This is a genomic window from Aequitasia blattaphilus, assembly GCF_024721305.1.
Lineage (GTDB): Bacteria > Bacillota > Clostridia > Lachnospirales > Lachnospiraceae > Aequitasia > Aequitasia blattaphila.
The window spans coordinates 57,442-76,342 of record NZ_JAMXOD010000003.1; the positions used below are offsets into that span (position 1 = coordinate 57,442).

An 18,901-nucleotide genomic window follows, 5' to 3' on the forward strand; every position below is an offset into this window, starting at 1 on the left:
AACCTACCTTTACCTTTATGGGAGTGTATAAGGTGCCTGATGAATTGCAAAGTTTTTATTATAGAAGGGATCTCCGTCTTTCAGAATTTTATCCCAGCGTTCTCTGAATTTGTTAACTTCTTCATCAAACCGTTTCATTTTTTCTAATGTGTTCTCATATCCTCTGGATTTAGATTCATAATGGAACCATTCCGAGAATGCATTGAACACAATGTACTTATCAAGCTCACGGATTCGCAGGCATAAGTCTACATCATTACCTGCCACCTCAAAGATTGGGTCAAACCCACCTATTTCTTCAAATATTGCTCTCTTGGTCATCAAGCAGGCCGCTGTGACGGCACTGTAGTTCCCGTTAATTCTTGCGCGAACCATGTATCCATAGTCATTTCTTCCAATTTCTGTATTTACATGACCTGCATATCCGCCAAAACCAATGACTACTCCTGCGTGCTGTACCGTTTCATCTTCGTATAATAGCTTTGCTCCAACTGCGCCAACATCTTCTCTCATACAGCATCCCAAAAGTTCACTAATACCTTCTGGACTAATAAGCTCTGTATCATTATTTAAAAACAAAAGATATTCTCCTGATGAATGTTCAACACCAAAGTTGTTAATCGCTGAATAATTAAATCCTTCTTTCCACGTAACCACCTTTACTTCTTTGTGTTTCTCTTCAAGCTCCTTGTAATAAGCAAAGGTTTCCTTCTCTTCACTGTTGTTCTCCACAATAATGATTTCCAGATTTTTATAAACACTTTTTGCAAAAATAGAATCCAAACAGCGCTTCAAGTCCTCCCTATGATCCTTGTTTGGTATAATAACCGACACCAATGGGTCTCCTTTGATTTTATACTTTACGTGATACATTCCCCATAAATCCATCATCTCTACTTCTGCATCTACACCAACCCGTTTCAAATGCTCCTCAATCGACTTTTGTCCTGCCGTATAAGCATACATCTTACTGGATGGATCTCCTGCAACAGAATTCTCATGAATTCTCCAATGGTATAAAATTTTCGGAATATGTTTGATGCTTTTTGCCTTTTCAATGCAGCGGAACATTAAATCATAATCCTGTGACCCGTCAAATTCCTTTCTGAACCCACCTATCTCTTTGACTATCTCATGCTTTACAACAAAGAAATGGGTAATATAGTTATGAGAGGTAAACAAATCCGGGCTGAAATCAGGCTTAAAGTTCGGATCTTCATGGATTTCTTTCTCACCTCTGATTTTATCTTCATCCGTATATAAAATATCATATTTCTCTTTTTGCAAAGCCTTGACCACTTCGTAAAGTGCATTTGGTGCTAATTCGTCATCGTGATCAAAGAGACCTATGTATTCTCCTGTGGCAAGAGTTATTGCTTCATTTGTATTATCCGCAATCCCTAAGTTTTCCTCTAAAATTTTATACTTGATCCGGCTGTCTTTCTCTGCATAAGCTTTCAATTCTGCCTCTACAACAGCATCTCCACCGCTTCCATCTGCAATGCACAACTCCCAGTTACTATAGGACTGATTTATAACAGAGTCTATCATCTTCCTTAAGAAGCTCTGGGGCGTCTTATAGGTTGGCGTTACCACACTAATCAGTGGTGCATACTCAAATTCTTTCTTTGCCTGTTTCTCTAACTCATCTTTTGTAGCCTTGTTCTCTTCGAACCATAACTCATAAGGTTTCCCTCCATGATTGATTCGATTAATCAAATATTCCTTAAAGCCTTTAAAACCGTGATTCTGCAGTTGGACAATTCCTTTTTTCACATTGGCTGCATTGACTTTCTTTACAACCGTTTTAACCATACCAACCTTGGTCAAATATTGATTCTTTTTGTCAATCTTATCTGGATCAAAGCTTACTTTTGTATGTTCTACTCCATCTGACAGTATGAGAATTACACTTTCTCCATGTATATAGTTAACATCAATTTCAAAGCCGCATTCCACTTGTGCCTCTTCAATGATTCCCAGCTTTACCAGATCTTTCCGGCTCTGTCTTGCCAAGCGGATATCCTGCTTTTTCTTCGACTGGTCTACAATTGCCAAATTCAAAGGATCATTTGTTTCATAAGAGACAGCCCATCCTCTAATCTTTGCAACGTCCTCATTCACACTTACAAAGTCAATTGCATAGGTAATTGATTTTTTATCTTCCAGCTTGTTTAGGCCTCTCTCATTCAGCTTTAGAATTGTTTTTGCTTCCACTTCTGTCCTTGCAATCAATTCAAATTCTGTTGGCTCTATATCCTTTGGTAACTCCACTGTAATATGAAATCCACACTTCAAATCTGGCTTGTATTTTTTTTCAAACTTCTTTTTTACATCCGAACGGTTGCTTGTCTTGAGTTTAAATACCCGTTTCTTCTGGTTCACGCGGGCAACAAATGTTACCTCTTCTCCCTCTGAATCAAAACACCATCCCCGAACAATAAACAGCTGTTTGTCTGGAAGGTTCTTATATCTTTTTTTATCAATATAATGCTTAATTCCCAATTTCAATATCCTCCTCTTATTTAAAGAGCTTGTAAAGAAAACTCATGAACCCTACAATGTATGCAATAAATACAAGGAGGATTACAAACGTTTCGATATCAAACATCTTCACTAACGTTCTTAAAAACAAAGTTCCCTCAATCTTCTCTTCTCCTAATATAAAGGTTGTATTTTCTTCTTGTTGCGTATGATAAACAAAAGAAAGTCCATTTTTGTCATCCTCATTTTCCCCACGTATCACTAAGGTTAAATTTCTGCCTTTCACTCCCTTAATAGACGAAAAGGGAATTTTATTAAACTTATTATTCTCCGTATCGATTCCCTTTAATGTATTTTCTCCTAATACATCTCCACTTTCTGTATCAAGAAGGGTGAAGTGTATCGTAGTTTTCGAAACATCTCCCACATGTTGAAGCTTAACGCTAACCCCATCTATGGCGTCTTCCTTAGATATAAATGTTTGTTCCATCTGTCCAGACAATACACCCGTTGTAAGAAATGTGTTTTCCTCTAGATTATCATTATAAACTGCATGCTTCTTTTCGATATGTGCGTAGAAAAAGCTAAATATAACAGCAGCTATCAGTAATATAAGTATCTTTAATCTTTTCATCGATTTCCTCTTTGCTATGTATTTTGATATTCTTTGGCTATTTCCTTTGCGTCTCCGTATTTCACCATGTTTCCTTTTTCCAGCCATACAATTTTATTGCAGATGGATTGAACTTGCTCAATACTATGAGATACAAATAGAATCGTTGTCCCTGCATCCATCATTGCCTGGATTCGTTCCACACATTTTTGCTGAAAACGAAAGTCTCCTACAGAAAGCACCTCATCAACAATCAATATGTCTGGTGTTCCAATCGTAGCAATTGCAAAAGCCAATCTGGAAACCATACCAGATGAAAAGTTTTTAATGGGTACGTTCATGAATTCTGAAAGCTCTGAAAACTCCACAATATCCTTGTAGTACTCTCCCATCTCTTTACGGCTGTGCCCTAACAGCGCACCATTCAGATAGATATTCTCATCTGCTGTCAAATCATAATCAAACCCTGCACCAAGCTCAATCAATGGCGCAACTGTACCGTATACCGCCACGCTTCCTTTTGTAGGCTTAAGTACACCGGCTATTGTCTTTAGAAGTGTACTTTTCCCACTTCCATTTAAACCGACCAATCCCACTGAATCACCTTTATTTACTTCAAAGGATATATCCTTGAGCGCCCAGAATTCATTATATGACACTTGTCTTTTTAAGGTTTTTATTACATACTCTTTAAAATTATCAAAACGTTCTGATGACATGTTGAACTTCATGGATACGTGTTCAACCTTCACCGCTAAATTATCATTCATATGAACTCCTATATACTTAGAATAAATGAATCTTGCTTTTTATAAAATACATACAGCCCCAATACAAGCATAACAAAAGACTCAACAATTGCGATTATTACAGACATGGGACTAAATATATGATTGTAAATCATTACATCTCTTACCATACTTAAAATATTGGTTAATGGATTTAACTCCACCAATTTTCTCAGCCACTCTGGCAACTGTGTAATTGGATAGATGACTGGTGTCAGGTACATAAGAGCTGTTGTAAAAACACCATACAAATGTACGATATCCCTGAACTTCACTGTAATTGCAGATAGAATCAAACCAACTCCCGTGGATAAAACAACAAGAAACAGTAAGGGAACCGGAACTAACAAAACACTCCAATGCAATTCTGACCTTGTTGCCACCATTACAAGCAAAAGAGCCGTAAAGGATGCCATTAAGTTAATAAAGCTGGAAAAGATTCTGGAAATTACAAATAAATATTTAGGTACATACACCTTCTTAATCAATGGTCCACTATTAATGATTGATGTCATTGCTCCATTCGTTGCATCTGAAAAGAAGTTGAATACCACCTGACCACTTAAGATGTATAAGGGGTAATTCTCGATTTCAAAGCGAAAAATATTGGAAAAAACCACTGATAGAATAATCATCATAAACAATGGGTTTAACAATGTCCAAAGTACACCTAAAACAGACCTTCTATATTTAATCTTTATATCTCTTGCCACCAACTCATTGAGCAGCGGTCTAAACTTTAAAAAATTCTGTATATAAACCGACATGTTTCCTCCAATTATTTCAAGTCCTTAAGTTTTGACCATTTCTGATCCTTGTCCGAGATGTTTAATTCTACACCTTCCTGGTACGGCCAGTCAATGCCAATGTCTGGATCATTATAGATTAGACCCCCCTCATCATTTGGATGATAGAAGTCCGAACATTTATAAGCAAATTCTGCGGTATCGGATAAAACTAAGAAGCCATGGGCAAAACCCTTTGGAATAAAAAACTGCTTCTTATTTTCTGCCGACAGTACCACTCCAAACCATTGTCCATAGGTTTTTGAATCTGTCCGTAAATCTACCGCAACATCAAACACTTCTCCACTTACTACACGCACCACCTTATCCTGTGGGTGGTTGATCTGATAATGAAGTCCTCTTAGAACTCCTCTCGTTGAGCTTGATTGATTATCTTGAACAAATTCCAGATCAATTCCAGCCTCTTTAAAGTCATTATAGTTATATGTCTCCATGAAATAGCCTCTGTTATCACCGAACACAGCCGGTGTAAGCACCTTTAATCCTTCTATTTCACATGTCTCAACTTGTATTTTACCCATTTCGTCCTCCTGCAAATTCTTCAAAACACAAACAGAGCTGTTGCAAAATGCTTTTGCAACAACCCTTCACTTTATTCGTACATCTCTTCATAATATTTCTGATAATCACCACTGGTTATATTTTCCATCCAGTCCTCATTTTCAAAAAACCACTGAATTGTCTTTTTGATTCCATCTTCAAATTTAGTTTCCGGATACCAGCCAATTTCTTTCTTGATTTTATCTGGCGCAATTGCATAGCGTCTGTCGTGACCTTTTCGATCCTCTACATAAGTAATCAGCTTCTCGCTTACATTTGCTCTTCTCGGATCATTTTCATCCAGCATTTCATTTAGCGTATCTAAAATAATGTGAATGATTTGAATGTTTTGTTTTTCGTTGTGACCACCGATATTATAAGTTTCAAACAGACGTCCCTGCTCCTGAACCATATCAATACCTTTTGCATGGTCTTCTACATACAACCAGTCTCTTACATTTTTTCCATCTCCATAAACAGGAAGATTCTTTCCCTTTAACGCATTGTTAATAATCAGCGGAATTAATTTTTCCGGAAACTGGTACGGTCCATAGTTATTACTTGTGTTCGTAATGTTCGCCGGAAACTTATATGTATCCATATATGATTTTACAAGCATGTCTGATGATGCCTTGCTTGCCGAATAAGGACTATGGGGATCATAAGGGGTATCTTCATAGAAAAAGCTTCCATCATCCTCTAATGAGCCATATACCTCATCTGTTGATACATGTAAAAATTTCTTTCCTTCTTTGTATATATTATCCCCAATCTCCCAGGAAGCTTTTGCTGCATTTAGCATAACCAAAGTTCCTAACACATTAGTTTTTACAAATACATCCGGGTTTTTGATACTTCTGTCCACATGACTTTCTGCTGCAAAATGTACCACCCTGTCAATGTCGTTTTCTTCAAATATTTTATTGATTGCTTCTGCATCACAAATATCCGCTTTTATGAACGTATAGTTTTCTCTGTCCTCTACGCTTTTTAAGTTTTCCAGATTACCTGCATAGGTCAACTTATCTACATTAATGATACGAATCTCCTCGTTGTATTTACGAAACATATAATGAATGTAGTTTGAGCCAATGAATCCTGCTCCTCCTGTTACCAAATAAGTTCTCATAGAACACCTCCAAATTTATTCCTTGACATTATATCAAAGTTTTCAAGGTTTTGCTATAAGAATTATTTTTCTTTCAGATATTTACTGGCATCTTTAAAGAAACTAGCCACAATCAAAATCAAAATAATACCAACTGGCAAGGCCGCAATAATCGTTACAGACTGTAATGATGCCATGGATTCACCTAAAAATATCAGAACAATTGGGAACAAAATAAATAACAAGGACCAAAATGTTTTAATCCGTTTATCTGGTTCCTTTCCAACTGTCAATTGTTTATAGGAATAGAAAGAAACTACCATGGTTAATGCATCAAATGTGGTTGCGTAAAACGCCACCATAGCAACCACCAAAAGAATTAGTCCAACCTCCGTTACAGGCAGAGTCTCAAAAACCTGTATAATCGAGTCCTGAACTTCTCCTCCCTTTGCAATATCTCCTGCCATATCAATGGCACCCTTCATTTGCTGCGACAGACTATAATTTCCTAAAATTATAAAAGACGTATAGGTTCCTGCAAGCCCCCATCCAAACCCACCAAGAACAACATTCTTAATGGTTCTTCCTTTGCTGATGCTTCCAATGAAAAATGGCGTTGCCACGCACCAAACCAACCAGTAAGCCCAGTAAAAAATCGTCCAGTTTTCCACAAAAGAAGTTTCTCTTAGTGGATCCATCCATGTGGACAGAGAAATAAAGTTCTGAAGCATATTTCCAAGAGATGACACGCCTGTTTCCACGATATAACGGCCTTCTCCCCCTCCAAAAAACACATAAGCTAAAAGAAGGAAAAAGATATATCCACATAGTGCTGCTAATCTTGAAATTGCCTTCATTCCAAACCATACGGTAATTGTGTAAATCGCTGCAATTGCAAGCAATACAATAATCGTCAAAGCAATAGATGCAGGGATCTTGAAAACCCGGGCTAAGGCACGCGCTAAAAGAGGTGTGGCAAGGGAAAAGGTTGTAGCCGTTCCTGCTAAAAGTGCAAACACTGCGAACAAGTCAATGGCTTTTCCAAGAATACCATCTACTTTATCCCCCAAAATAGGACGACAAGCTTCCGAAAACTTCTGCTTGTTTTTTCCACGTATATGAAGCATAAACCCAAATGCCACTGCTAATACAATGTAAAAGCTCCATGCAGTAGGTCCCCAGTGAAAAAGCGCATAAGTAGGAGCCCATTTTTGCATTCCACCCATCATTTCTATATGAGATTCATTTGCGTAAAGAGCCCATTCACATAGGGAATAAAATAAAATATCCGCAGCCATAGTTGATGTAAAAATCATCATCCCCCATTTAAATCCTGGAAATTGTGGCTTGTCCAGATTTCCCAGCCTGATTTTTCCATATTTGGAAAAGGCCATATACATAGCACAGACTAGACTTCCAATCCCCAGAAGCATATAGAATACACCCATTTCCCCTCCTAAAAAGGCTCGTACTCCATTGAGTACTTTCGTGGATGCTTCTGGATACCCCATAAATAAAAAGCATAATACTGCTACTAATATGGTAGGAACAACTAAAATCATAAGATCAATTTCACCCAGCAGTCCAATTTTCTTTTTTTTCTTATCCATTATACTGTCTCCTTCTTACACAACTTTTTTTCTTCGTAAATGTATGAATAATAATTGTTTAATGCTTTAAATTCGAATCCGATTGATTCTTGATTTTTCTTCACAGGAATAATATTAATGATTTTATCTTCGCTGCAATGAAGACTATCTGCGATTGATTTTAAAATTCTGCTTCTGGAATCTTTGATATATGAGGGCTCTTTTGCTCTTAAATCCTCCAAAGAATCAAATTCCAAAATCTCATCTTTCTCATAACAGGTTCCATAGAGCATAAGCTCATCGATATGTCGAATATAAATATCTTCCCAGTAAATATCCGTTTCTATTCCCTCTTTATAAACAGAAATAATGTATCCCATCAGTTTTTTCGAAAAGTCTTCCGTGAAGTATATCCAGCCTTTCATAAACCACTGATTTTTTCCGCCAATTGCAACTTGCTTAATACAGCCTGATGCATCCATATCAACACACCACTCATCTGTTTCTCCCAAAGAATATTCCAACGCATAACAACTATTTTCTCTTTTTTCTATGAAAGGATTCTCCACAAAATAGTAATCACCACAGGAGATGTATGTATTCTGTATGTAGTCTCTTCCATGATAAAGAGTTGAATAATTATTCAAACGCTCATAATCTGGGTTGTCAATTAATATCACTCCAAATTTTTCTTTCAGATAATAAAACAGCTCTTTTTTATAACCAATAACCACAACAATTTCTTTGATATTCCCTGCCTGCATTTGCCTGATTTGCCGTTCAATCAGTATTTCTCCTCTGATTTCCAGTAAAGCTTTTGGACATTCGTAGGATAAAGGTGCCATACGGCTGGAAGTTCCAGCCGCCATTATGAGACCGTTCATTACTTTTCCTCCAGATATTCTTTTACGATTTTATAATATTTCTTTGCATATCTATACTGTTCCAGATTATAATCTCCAAACTCTGTCCCCTCAATACGCTTAAATTCACACCAATTGCTCCAGAGGAATCCACAGATTGCCATATAGGCGTAAATCTTTATGCGGATCTCTTCTGTCACATTTCCCTGAAAGTAAATGTCCATCAGATGATCTGCTTCTTCTCTGGTATAACTGATTAGAATTGCAAACATTGCCAAGTCAACATGGACATCCTGCATTGCTGCATACTCCCAATCAATCAAATAAACTTTATCCTCCGTCATAAGCAGATTGTCTACAACTGCATCCATGTGAGTTAACGCAATAGGGCGCTCTAATGTATTCACATAATCTATAAGCTCAAAGACCTTTTCTTTTGTCTCATGATAGTCTCGGAAAACGGAGGGTGTTCCTTGCCACAGTGATTCATAATAGTTGATTTTCTCTTTGAAATCAAAGAAATGTTCAACCTGAAGCTTCTTTTCGTGGAAATTTCTTACTGTTTCCATTCCACGTTTTAAATCCTCTTCATTATCACCTTCACACTGTCGAACTCCTTCAATAAACCGCGTGATTTTGTACCCCTCGTCCGGTGACATATAAATGACCGGATCGCAAAAATCATATTCTTTGATTTTCTGATAGACCTCATACTCCTGATACCGATTCACAATTAAATTACTTCCCTCGCCGGCAATTCGCATAATGTAGCGTTCACCTCTTACACTGAAGAGAAAAGAGCGATTTGTCATTCCACGTTTGACCACATCGACTTCCACAATGTCATCTGTTGTACAATCAAATACTTCTGTAATCTTTTGAATCGCTTCTGTGCTTAGGTGTTTTGAGTTATCGTCAATTTCACGTAACTGTTCATAATAATTAATTTCGTGCACATCGTTGTCTGGAATTATTCTTGGCTGAATTCGCATTTTGCTATTCTCAAAAAGTGTTTCTTCCCAATAAGCATTGTCATAGAAAGAATCCTCTGTAAATTTACTTATATTCTTTCGAATCAACTTTGCCTCTTCGGGTAAAATATAGGAAATTCCTATCATTTCATTTCCCATTTCTGGCTCTTTTATTCTCACCAGCTCCATTTTTCGATTCAACCGGAAGAAGGTATCTCTCGTCATTCTTTGTGTAATCATGTACCAGGAGTAGAGTTCCCTTTCACTAAAAGGATTGTCCCTGCACCAAACATCACAAGGCAAGATGTATGTATTGTTGATTTTATCTTCTACCATTTTCAAAGAATAAAGATTATTTTTTCTTTTATACTCTTCATTGTAGATTAGATTTACACCATACTCATCAATCAAAAATTCATATTGTTCCTTCATAAAGCCAACAACAATATCGATTTTGTAAACTCCAGCCTCATGAAGCTGCTTGATTAGGCGCTCAATCAGGGCTTCCCCTTTCACCTCTACTAATCCTTTCGGAATTTCCAGGTTAAGAGGAATCGTACGAAGTCCAAATCCAGCCGCTAAAATAATCGCATTCTCTGGCCTTTTCACCTCAAACTCCTTTTCAGCTTTTGAAGTGAGTTTCATATCTTTCGTAATATATCCTTCTTCCAGCAGCATCTTCACAGAACTGTTTACCTTTCCCAAAGAATACTTTGTACTCTTTGCCAACTCTCTTTGCTTTTGTCCTTCTTTACGTTGGAGCTCGTTCAAAATATCATACTCTTGAATGTTCATGAATTTTACCTCTCTTATTTTAGTGAACAAATAAAGTATATCTTCTTTCACTGTAAATTGCAATATCTTTTCAAAAAAAATAGGCTTTCGCCTATTTTCTCATACTTTCAGCTATATTCATCAGCTTCCTTGTTGTAATATTCCATGTAAATTCATTTAACACACGTTTATGTGCCTTCCCAATTGCACTTTTCTCTTCCTCTGGGTGGTCTAAGATATAGCGCAGTCCGTTATAAACTGATTCCTGTTTGTTGTCTTCTAAAATCATTCCATATTCAGGGCTGGATATCAACTCCTTTGAGCCGCCTCTCCTGGTTGTAATTATATAACAATCACAAGCAGACGCTTCCAGTACACCACTGCTGAATCCCTCTGAATCCGACGGCAAACAATATATATTCCCTTCTCTTAACATGCAAAGAACTTCTTCGTGAGACAAGTATCCCAAGAGATGAATGTTTTCATTCTTTATTTTTCGGATTTCTTCTTCCAAATCTCCCGTACCCGCAATAAGCAAATGAACATCGTATCCGTCTTTTTTCAGTTGGATTATACTTTCTACTAATTGCAAAATTCCTTTTTCCTTCAAAAGACGTCCAGTGAAAATAACCACCTTCGATGAGGCGTCAATTTTTAATTCCTTGCGGTAATGTGGAGAAAGAACCTTACTTTCCTCAAGCTCTTCAAGACTGATTGAATTATATATTGTTCCTTTTCCTTTAATACGGAAATGATCCAGCCATTCATTACAAGCCTCACTTACCCCGTAAAAATCTTTACAATAGCGCTTAACAATAGCCGTGTGAAAATGTTCGTAAAACCCTCCAATGGAATCCAAAACCGAATGATGAACAGATAAATGCCCCGAACCGTGTTCAATTACAATCTGCGGAATTTTTCTTTTCTTTCCATAGCGAAGTCCAAGTATTGATAATAGATAAAACCGGGCATTAACCACTATAAAATCAATCTTCTCCTTATCTAACCGGTTCATGACCTTCTTCCAGTTTTTAGGAATTGGAAAGCGTTCATTTATTGCCGGTATGCTTGGAATTCGATAAACTACTATTCCCTCCATATTTTCCTGATACGGAAGGTTTTCATCCATATGGGAGGTTACAACAATCACTCTTTCCCCATTTTCAATCAGCTTCTTTGAGAGGTTATATACATATCTTTCAACTCCACCCATATGGGGCAAAAACTGCGCCGCAAATATACAGTATGTCATATCAATTCCTCTTATTTCTCTTTGTCTCTTTTTTCTTTATCTTCTACTGCAATTTTTTGTGTTAACTCTTCTATTTTGTGCTCCAATGCAGAAATATGTATTGTCGTTGTAAAGGCCTTTACAATTAAAATAAATAGAATTGCCAGATACACAAAGTTAATAGGGGACTGGAATCCCAGCCACGCTGAAAATACGTAGAGGGGTGCTGGAAAAATCGCAATAATAATTAAAACAACTGAAAACAAAAGCCAAAAGCTACAGTATTCAATCTTCAACTTCGATTGACGAATTCTCTTTAACATGAAAACCAACAAAAGAATAGCACCTATAATTAGTAATATTCGGATCAAACCACTCATATTTCTATCCTCTCTTCCTGAAGTTTTGTACGATATAGATAGAGATCAGCATTTTAAACATATACTTAGCGGCATTCACTGCATTCAGATAACTTTCACCAAACTCTCTATCCTGCATTTTCACCTGTACTTCTGCAATTTTAGCGCCATTTTTTATCAAGTAGGATACTGTATCCGGCTCTGGTCCATAATTAATATTATGTGCGAACTCTTTAATCATATTCTTTGAAAATATTCTCATGCCAGAGGTGGGATCGTTTACTTTAACCCCAGTGGTTAAACGTATTGCCATCGTCAAAAGATTGCTTCCCAGCATACGCAGACCCTTACCTTTCTTTTCCTCTAAAAACCTGGACCCGATTACTATGTCATATCCCTCTTTTATCTTTGTGAGCATGGGCTCAATAAACTCTGGCCTATGCTGTCCATCAGCATCAAATTGAATGGCATACTGATATCCTTTTTTCCATGCATACTTTAGACCCGTCTGAAAAGCTCCTGTTAAGCCTAAATTAATTGGTAAATCAATTAGTTCATAACCTTTACTTTTACAAATATCTGCAGTTTTATCTTTGGATCCATCATTTACCACAACATAATCATAGCAGCTGTATTTTTCCTGGATAAAAGAAACCACTTTTTCTATGCTCTCTTCTTCATTGTATGCTGGAATAATAATGAGTAATTCCGACATCTTTTTTTCTCCCTTTTTAATGATTGTTTTTTTACTTTATAAAAGCGGGTCTTCACCCGCTTTTATTATTACAAAGAACCAACAGACAGATAGGAATCATAAACACCATGTCCTGTTTGTAATGGATTTCCTTCTACTAATATCAGTATCTGTCCTTTTCCATAAGCTCCCAAGAAAGTATCTACGACACTCTTAAGAATCACACGTTCTCCTGCTGATCCCATGGTTCCCATATAATCTTGGAATGAAGTCGTAAAATTCACTTGCATTCCATTTTCAACATCTCCAGGCTCTAAATTAACGTTGAGTGCCCTTATACCATCAGGAAGCACACCTTTATCTGAAAGGGCTTTCATAATATTATCCGGTGTAAGGGATTCAATGGAAATTGTTTCTTCTAACATTTCATCTCCATTTTCATTTGGATAAAATATTTGTATTTGTTTCCCTGTTATCACTGGCTCTTCTTCCAGCTCTTCTTCTGCTTCTTCTTCTTTCTCAGGTTCTTCTGCTTCTTCATTGGTGCTTTTATCATTGTTATCGTTTGTTTCCTTTTCTTCTTCCTTCACATCTTCTTTTTTTGTGCTCTCTGTCTCATCCACTGTTGATGTCTTTGTACAGCCTGCTAAAAGAATAATCAAGAAAAGAGATAAAAGAATTAAGATTTTCTTTTTCATAAAACACCTCTTCCTATTTGTTTATGATGTCCATTAGTTTGAAACCATATCTTGCTCCAGTGGCCCATCCATATCCTTTTGGATTTTCTTTTGTTCCTAAGAATTCTATATATGGAGCTGCTTCTCTGGTTACCAAATGAAATCTTGGATCCACACAGGTCGTGGTTAAATTTTTCGATGATGCGTAGGCAACTAAGTGTTGTACCTGCGCCCGAATGCCTTCTCTTACATCGGTAAATCCTGCCCCTGCTGCTCCGTCATCTGTTGCTCCCAAACCACTAAAATTATATTGATCAATGCTTACCTGACCACCAAATTTAAGCCATCCGGTTTCAACCATTGCCTGAGCAAACACCACTTCCGGTCTTACTCCCTCACGCTCTGCTTCTTCTTTAATGATTTGAGCAAATTGTGTAATCGTAGAAGCACCACCTTTTGAAAGGGCTGTTCCTGGATAAGATACTCCGCTGGATTTATATTGGTTTACCATCCAGTTTACAACATCTCCCTTTTGTGTGCCTCCCATAATCGGAGTCACTCCTGTATAAGTATTTGCTCCCAAAGGACTTTGTGTGTTGTTTAAAAAGTACCACGTTCCGTCTATATGTTGATATCCCAGCATCATCTGGCCTTCTGCATAAACCCCATTTTTTGATGGTGACATGTAATAGTAGCTGCCATCCTTCACCCAGCCCTTTTCCATTCCGCCGCTGTTGTTGAAGTAGTACCAGCCGCCTTCCTGCAGCCATCCGGTAACCATAACACCGTTGTTATTCATATAATACCAGGTTGATCCAATCTTTCTCCAGCCAGTCTTCATTGCTCCGCCTAAATCAAGATCAAAGTAATACCATTTTCCACTTATTTTTTTCCATGTGGTAGCCATAACGCCGCTGCTGCTGTCCAGATAATACTTTTTGCTGCCTTCTGTATACCAGCCACGTTGCATTACTCCACTTCCATGAAGATAATACCAGGCATTTCCCTCTTTGTACCAGCCAATTCTCATGGCACCGTTTCCATCCAGGTTATACCATTCACCACTAATAAATTGCCAGCCTGTCTTCATTCTTCCACTGGATTCCATGTAATACCACTTATCGCCAACCCATATCCAACCGGTCAGCATTTTACCGGATCCATTAAAGTAAAACCAGTCCGTGCCAATCCATTTCCAGCCCGTTGCTTTCTTTCCATTGGTATAGTAATACCAAGTTTTTCCATCCAGAACCCAGCCATTCTCATTATTCGAATCCTCGGAAGGCTTCATTCCTGTTTCAGGGGTACCTGAAGTCAATGCACCACTGCTATTAAAAACATATGTTTTTCCACTGATTGTCTGGGTTCCTGTAAGCATACGGCCTGAAGAATTCAAGTAATAATAAGTACTTCCTTCTTGAAACCAGCCAGTCCTCATTTTACCATCTTTATCTACCGCATACCATACTCCATCGAATACCCATGAGTTTTTTGCCATTCCGCCCCATGGTGCAAAGTAATACCAATTCTTATCAATGAATTTCCATCCGGTAATCATCCCACCGCTGTTACTGTCTAAATAATACTTCGTGGTTCCTTCTGTGTACCATCCCGTTTTCATCTTCCCATCGCTGCCAAGCTGATACCATGTACGTCCTTGAAGCAACCAGTTTTTCTGCATAGCACCACTACCATTAAAGTAGTACCACTTTTGACTAATCAGCTTCCAGCCAACTGCCATTTTTCCATTGGAATCAAAGTAATACACAACTTTATTAATGGTCTGGAATCCTTTTGCTGCAAGAAGGTCTTTTTCCGAATAATAATACCATGTTCCAGTACTGTCTTGTACCCATCCACTTTTTAATCCTCCGTGAGAAGGAATATTATATTCTTTTCCACCAATGGTAACCTTTCCACTCAGCATGTATCCACTGTCATTAAAATAGTAGCTATAGCTTCCTATTTTCTTCCAGCCTTTTACCATAACGCCATTACCATCCAGGTAAAGCCATTTATTATAATCTGTATCCCACAGCCAGTTATTTTTTAATAATTTTCCACTATCTTTGTCAAAATAATACCATTTGTTATCTATAAACTTCCACTTGCTAGACATCATTCCGCTGCTATCAAAGTGATAACGGTCCGAACCAATCGTCTGCCATCCCGTTAGCATATATCCACTGCCATTGAAATAATACCAGCCATTCACCACGTAAAGCCATTGATTCTTCGCATAAGAACCGTTTTTAAACTGGAACATCCAGTTCTTTCCGCTTTGCTTCCATTGTCCTTTTAAAAGACCTAAGGAATTTGCAATGCTAGAACCAATTTTTGTACCAATTGAATTCAACTTTGCTGTGGAGTTCAAATATGTTAAATATTCATTGTCATTGTCAATAAATGCCGATTCTATAAGAAGTGCCGGTATTCCATAATTTCTACAGCCTGTCAAAACAACATATTCCGCAGTCTTCACTCCACGATTTCCCAGACCCAGGGAAACCAAAGCATCTTGTACAGACTGAGACACACTCTGAGAGGGAGATGGACTTCCACTTGCGTAGTAAACCTCCGCCCCCTTTGCGCTTCCATTAAACGCATTTAGATGGAGGCTGACAAAAAGATTTGCACCTTTGCTTTTCGCAATTTCTGGCCTTGCCTTTAGATCTTCTGAAATATTAGAACCAAGTAATACATCTGTAGTACGGGTCATCTCCACTCTTACGCCGTAATATTGTGAAAGTTCACTTTTGACAGCATTTGCTATGGTAAGAACCAAGTCCTTTTCCTTCGCACCGTAGGTTTTATTAGATGCGCCCGAATCCGACCCACCATGACCAGGATCCAAGACAATTACGACTTCCCCTGCTCTGCCTGTTCTTGTCTGCATTGCAGTACTTTGGATTTCCTGTGTCAAGGACTCTTCTAAAGTTTGAGCAGACACCTCTCCACTCTCGTCCATCGTCGCTGTCGTCACCTCAGCATTGGTATCAAAAAGCTCCGGGTCAATCACCTCTTCTGCTTCTGCCGCCATCTGATCCGCTTCTACCACATCATCAGGTGTAGTTTCACAATCCTGATTCACACCGAAACGACTTTCTATTCCTAAATCAGAAAGGAGAATATCTGTGTCAACTCCTTCTTTCATCACATTCAATTTTATCAATCGATAGGTTCCTGCCGGACTTCCTTCTGGAAAATCCATTACATAATGAGCCGTATCATTCACCCACTCCAAAGGAGTAATTGTCTTTTCCTCTCCTGTGGTCTCGTTTACATAGGTTAAAACAGCATCTTCCAGGCTTGCTCCCTCACTAAACCCAGCGATAATGTCTTGACTTCCCGGACTATCCACTCGTGGATTTGTGACGGCAATATAATCCAACGTCACCTCACCTGAAACAGAAGACTTTTCTGTCTTGTCTACCGTCGTCTCGTCAACTTTTGTCTCGTCCGCTTTTTCTGTTGAATTTTCTTGTTGCGTCTCTTGAGCCGTGCTCTCTTCCGCAAAAGAAGTCATCCCTGTTACCAAAGATAACACCATTGCCATGACTAAAATCAAACTAACTTGTCTCTTTAACATGTCTTTTCCCCTTTTCTATTTGTTCTTATAAATGGGCTCTTCTCCCTCAAACCCTATTATAATTGGCATATGATTCACCCTTTTGTGAACTGGAGGCATCTTAAGATAATCTCCATAGACCTTCGTTAAAAATTCGTGATTATTACTGGGTATGTTTACTGTTGTATCTTCAAATTTTACTTCTTTCAATGGAAATAAGTCTTTGTATTTCACCTTATCTTTTATTGCTCCGGCATACTCAAAGGACGTTACGTAAGTACCACCTTTGCGGTAAGAGGACATGGAGCTTTTTTGAAACCTCTTATAAATCCAAGCAGGAGATATGTGAAATAACTTTAACATATAATGAATTATAACACACAAATATCGTAATACAAGTCCAAATACTCCCTTTACTGGTACAATCGGATAAGCGGTTCCTGATAAAAACAAGAGTCTTCCCCAAAAATTCGTACTCAATCCCTGCCACTTTTCCTTCACCTTGTTCTCTGCGACGAAGTCCAAGGGAAAAATATCCATAAAGATTCCTTGCTCACATTTTAGATCCTGGTTCATCTCAGATACAAAAATTGTACCCTTCATTTCCAGATGGGTAACGGTGCAGGCGTAACGTTTATCAATCTCCGGTGTCATAAGAAAATACTTGTCTGCTAGCTCCTTCTTTGCCAGAGACATAAACTTCATATAATCTTTTCTCGGCATAGCTACATCTATGTCGTCATCCCAGGGGATAAAGCCTCTATGCCGAACCGCTCCAATTGCAGAGCCGTATGCAATAAAATAATTCAAATCATGTTTCTTGCAGATTCGTTTAAATTCGTTCAGAATTTCAATCTGTGTCTTATGCAGCTTATCCAGAATCTCTTTATCGTATTCTTCAAATTCGCTATATTTTCTCATACTGTATCATCACCGCTATCTGTATAGTTTCGCCAATTCCTCTTTTGCTGCTTCCTTATCCGCCTGATAGGTAATACCAAACCATCTGTCACTGGAATAGAGCACATTTACTTCCATTTGATTCTTTTGCAATAATTCCTCTATGAATACTGGAACCAGAAATTCCTTTTTATCTTCTGTTCCTTGAAGTGTTCCTTCCAGAAACTTTCGAAATCCAGTTTCTAATACTCCAAAAAAATCTTTTGTAAATGCAAACATATTCATGGACACTACTGTGTCCTCTGGAAACTCTACTTCTTCTCCCTGATACTCGCCTTTGATACACGTCCCATCATATTGAATATTTTGGGTTTCTCTGATTTCAATCAATTTATCGGTATCATCTACCTTACACACGCCTCGCGTCACACCACCACTGGCACTTAATGTGTTTTTCAGCTCAAAGCCAACCATCCCTGCCTGCATCTTTTCCGTATCTGCACTTTCTTCTCTGGTAAGATAAGAGTATGCTTTCTCATAAGCTTCCTTTCCATAGTAATCATCTGCATTAATAACTAAAAAGGAACCATTGACTTCATCCTTACAGCTTAAAATTGCCTGTCCCGTTCCCCAAGGCTTGGTGCGCCCCTCTATCAGCTCATTATATTCATTGGGAATTTGATCCATTTCTTGGTACACATAAGAAAGTTCCACCTCATCCCCCAGTCTTTTTCTTACCGAGTTATCAAACACTTCTTGAATGTCCTTTCGAATTACAATTACAACTTTTTCAAAACCAGCTGCAACTGCATCTCGTATAGAATATTCCATAATTGCTTCACCATTTGGTCCAAGACCTTCCAACTGCTTAATTCCTTTGCCGAAACGGCTTCCAATGCCTGCTGCCATAATTACAAGTGTGATTTTATTCGTCAT

Annotated in this window: 16 protein-coding genes; all 16 read right to left on the bottom strand. The window is 38.0% G+C overall.

Going from position 1 to position 18,901, the window contains the following annotated elements; translation table 11 throughout:
* Positions 1-15: 15 nt before the first annotated feature.
* The 16 genes from NHH15_RS02910 to NHH15_RS02985 all read right to left on the bottom strand — a co-directional run bounded on the left by NHH15_RS02910 (position 16) and on the right by NHH15_RS02985 (position 18,901).
* Complete coding sequence (locus tag NHH15_RS02910) at positions 16-2,505, bottom strand: glycosyltransferase family 2 protein (RefSeq protein ID WP_262065146.1); 2,490 nt, start codon at positions 2,503-2,505, stop codon at positions 16-18.
* A 16-nt stretch (positions 2,506-2,521) separates the two neighbouring features.
* The gene (locus NHH15_RS02915) at positions 2,522-3,118 is read right to left on the bottom strand and encodes a hypothetical protein (RefSeq protein ID WP_262065147.1); all 597 of its coding nucleotides are present in this window, start codon (positions 3,116-3,118) and stop codon (positions 2,522-2,524) included.
* A gap of 14 nt (positions 3,119-3,132) precedes the next feature.
* Positions 3,133-3,867: an ABC transporter ATP-binding protein gene (locus tag NHH15_RS02920; RefSeq protein WP_262065148.1), complete on the bottom strand. Its 735-nt coding sequence runs from the start codon at positions 3,865-3,867 to the stop codon at positions 3,133-3,135.
* 8 nt (positions 3,868-3,875) lie between these two features.
* Entirely contained in the window at positions 3,876-4,652 is a 777-nt protein-coding gene (locus NHH15_RS02925) for an ABC transporter permease (RefSeq protein ID WP_262065149.1), read from the bottom strand.
* An 11-nt stretch (positions 4,653-4,663) separates the two neighbouring features.
* A complete protein-coding gene (gene rfbC / locus NHH15_RS02930; RefSeq protein ID WP_262065150.1) occupies positions 4,664-5,212 on the bottom strand; it encodes a dTDP-4-dehydrorhamnose 3,5-epimerase in 549 nt (182 codons plus the stop codon).
* A 71-nt stretch (positions 5,213-5,283) separates the two neighbouring features.
* Positions 5,284-6,360 (bottom strand): dTDP-glucose 4,6-dehydratase, encoded by a 1,077-nt coding sequence (gene rfbB, locus NHH15_RS02935; RefSeq protein WP_262065151.1) that lies wholly within the window; start codon positions 6,358-6,360, stop codon positions 5,284-5,286.
* Positions 6,361-6,422: 62 nt separating this feature from the next.
* Positions 6,423-7,949, bottom strand: coding sequence for a BCCT family transporter (locus tag NHH15_RS02940; protein ID WP_262065152.1), 1,527 nt, complete (start codon positions 7,947-7,949; stop codon positions 6,423-6,425).
* Positions 7,949-8,812, bottom strand: coding sequence for an NTP transferase domain-containing protein (locus NHH15_RS02945; protein WP_262065153.1), 864 nt, complete (start codon positions 8,810-8,812; stop codon positions 7,949-7,951). Before NHH15_RS02945 ends, NHH15_RS02940 begins: the two co-directional genes overlap by 1 nt.
* Positions 8,812-10,557, bottom strand: a complete 1,746-nt coding sequence (locus tag NHH15_RS02950; RefSeq protein ID WP_262065154.1) for a phosphocholine cytidylyltransferase/choline kinase family protein — start codon at positions 10,555-10,557, stop codon at positions 8,812-8,814. The genes NHH15_RS02945 and NHH15_RS02950 overlap by 1 nt, the downstream gene beginning before the upstream one ends.
* Before the next feature lie 91 nt (positions 10,558-10,648).
* The gene (locus NHH15_RS02955; protein ID WP_262065155.1) at positions 10,649-11,788 is read right to left on the bottom strand and encodes a glycosyltransferase family 4 protein; all 1,140 of its coding nucleotides are present in this window, start codon (positions 11,786-11,788) and stop codon (positions 10,649-10,651) included.
* Between the two features lie 11 nt (positions 11,789-11,799).
* The gene (locus NHH15_RS02960) at positions 11,800-12,147 is read right to left on the bottom strand and encodes a DUF2304 domain-containing protein (protein WP_262065156.1); all 348 of its coding nucleotides are present in this window, start codon (positions 12,145-12,147) and stop codon (positions 11,800-11,802) included.
* 4 nt (positions 12,148-12,151) lie between these two features.
* Complete coding sequence (locus NHH15_RS02965) at positions 12,152-12,841, bottom strand: glycosyltransferase family 2 protein (RefSeq protein ID WP_262065157.1); 690 nt, start codon at positions 12,839-12,841, stop codon at positions 12,152-12,154.
* 68 nt (positions 12,842-12,909) lie between these two features.
* Complete coding sequence (locus NHH15_RS02970) at positions 12,910-13,518, bottom strand: GerMN domain-containing protein (protein WP_262065158.1); 609 nt, start codon at positions 13,516-13,518, stop codon at positions 12,910-12,912.
* A gap of 13 nt (positions 13,519-13,531) precedes the next feature.
* The gene (locus NHH15_RS02975; RefSeq protein ID WP_262065159.1) at positions 13,532-17,086 is read right to left on the bottom strand and encodes an N-acetylmuramoyl-L-alanine amidase; all 3,555 of its coding nucleotides are present in this window, start codon (positions 17,084-17,086) and stop codon (positions 13,532-13,534) included.
* A gap of 15 nt (positions 17,087-17,101) precedes the next feature.
* Positions 17,102-17,986: a LicD family protein gene (locus NHH15_RS02980; RefSeq protein ID WP_262065160.1), complete on the bottom strand. Its 885-nt coding sequence runs from the start codon at positions 17,984-17,986 to the stop codon at positions 17,102-17,104.
* A 15-nt stretch (positions 17,987-18,001) separates the two neighbouring features.
* A complete protein-coding gene (locus NHH15_RS02985) occupies positions 18,002-18,901 on the bottom strand; it encodes a nucleotidyltransferase family protein (protein WP_262065161.1) in 900 nt (299 codons plus the stop codon).

What these genes read in the sequence shown, in the direction of transcription:
- NHH15_RS02915 (WP_262065147.1), bottom strand. Translation starts at nt 3,118, where the DNA reads ATGAAAAGATTAAAGATACTTATATTACTGATAGCTGCTGTTATATTT.
- NHH15_RS02920 (WP_262065148.1), bottom strand. Translation starts at nt 3,867, where the DNA reads ATGAATGATAATTTAGCGGTGAAGGTTGAACACGTATCCATGAAGTTC.
- NHH15_RS02925 (WP_262065149.1), bottom strand. Translation starts at nt 4,652, where the DNA reads ATGTCGGTTTATATACAGAATTTTTTAAAGTTTAGACCGCTGCTCAAT.
- rfbC (WP_262065150.1), bottom strand. Translation starts at nt 5,212, where the DNA reads ATGGGTAAAATACAAGTTGAGACATGTGAAATAGAAGGATTAAAGGTG.
- rfbB (WP_262065151.1), bottom strand. Translation starts at nt 6,360, where the DNA reads ATGAGAACTTATTTGGTAACAGGAGGAGCAGGATTCATTGGCTCAAAC.
- NHH15_RS02940 (WP_262065152.1), bottom strand. Translation starts at nt 7,949, where the DNA reads ATGGATAAGAAAAAAAAGAAAATTGGACTGCTGGGTGAAATTGATCTT.
- NHH15_RS02945 (WP_262065153.1), bottom strand. Translation starts at nt 8,812, where the DNA reads ATGAACGGTCTCATAATGGCGGCTGGAACTTCCAGCCGTATGGCACCT.
- NHH15_RS02950 (WP_262065154.1), bottom strand. Translation starts at nt 10,557, where the DNA reads ATGAACATTCAAGAGTATGATATTTTGAACGAGCTCCAACGTAAAGAA.
- NHH15_RS02955 (WP_262065155.1), bottom strand. Translation starts at nt 11,788, where the DNA reads ATGACATACTGTATATTTGCGGCGCAGTTTTTGCCCCATATGGGTGGA.
- NHH15_RS02960 (WP_262065156.1), bottom strand. Translation starts at nt 12,147, where the DNA reads ATGAGTGGTTTGATCCGAATATTACTAATTATAGGTGCTATTCTTTTG.
- NHH15_RS02965 (WP_262065157.1), bottom strand. Translation starts at nt 12,841, where the DNA reads ATGTCGGAATTACTCATTATTATTCCAGCATACAATGAAGAAGAGAGC.
- NHH15_RS02970 (WP_262065158.1), bottom strand. Translation starts at nt 13,518, where the DNA reads ATGAAAAAGAAAATCTTAATTCTTTTATCTCTTTTCTTGATTATTCTT.
- NHH15_RS02975 (WP_262065159.1), bottom strand. Translation starts at nt 17,086, where the DNA reads ATGTTAAAGAGACAAGTTAGTTTGATTTTAGTCATGGCAATGGTGTTA.
- NHH15_RS02980 (WP_262065160.1), bottom strand. Translation starts at nt 17,986, where the DNA reads ATGAGAAAATATAGCGAATTTGAAGAATACGATAAAGAGATTCTGGAT.
- NHH15_RS02985 (WP_262065161.1), bottom strand. Translation starts at nt 18,901, where the DNA reads ATGACGAATAAAATCACACTTGTAATTATGGCAGCAGGCATTGGAAGC.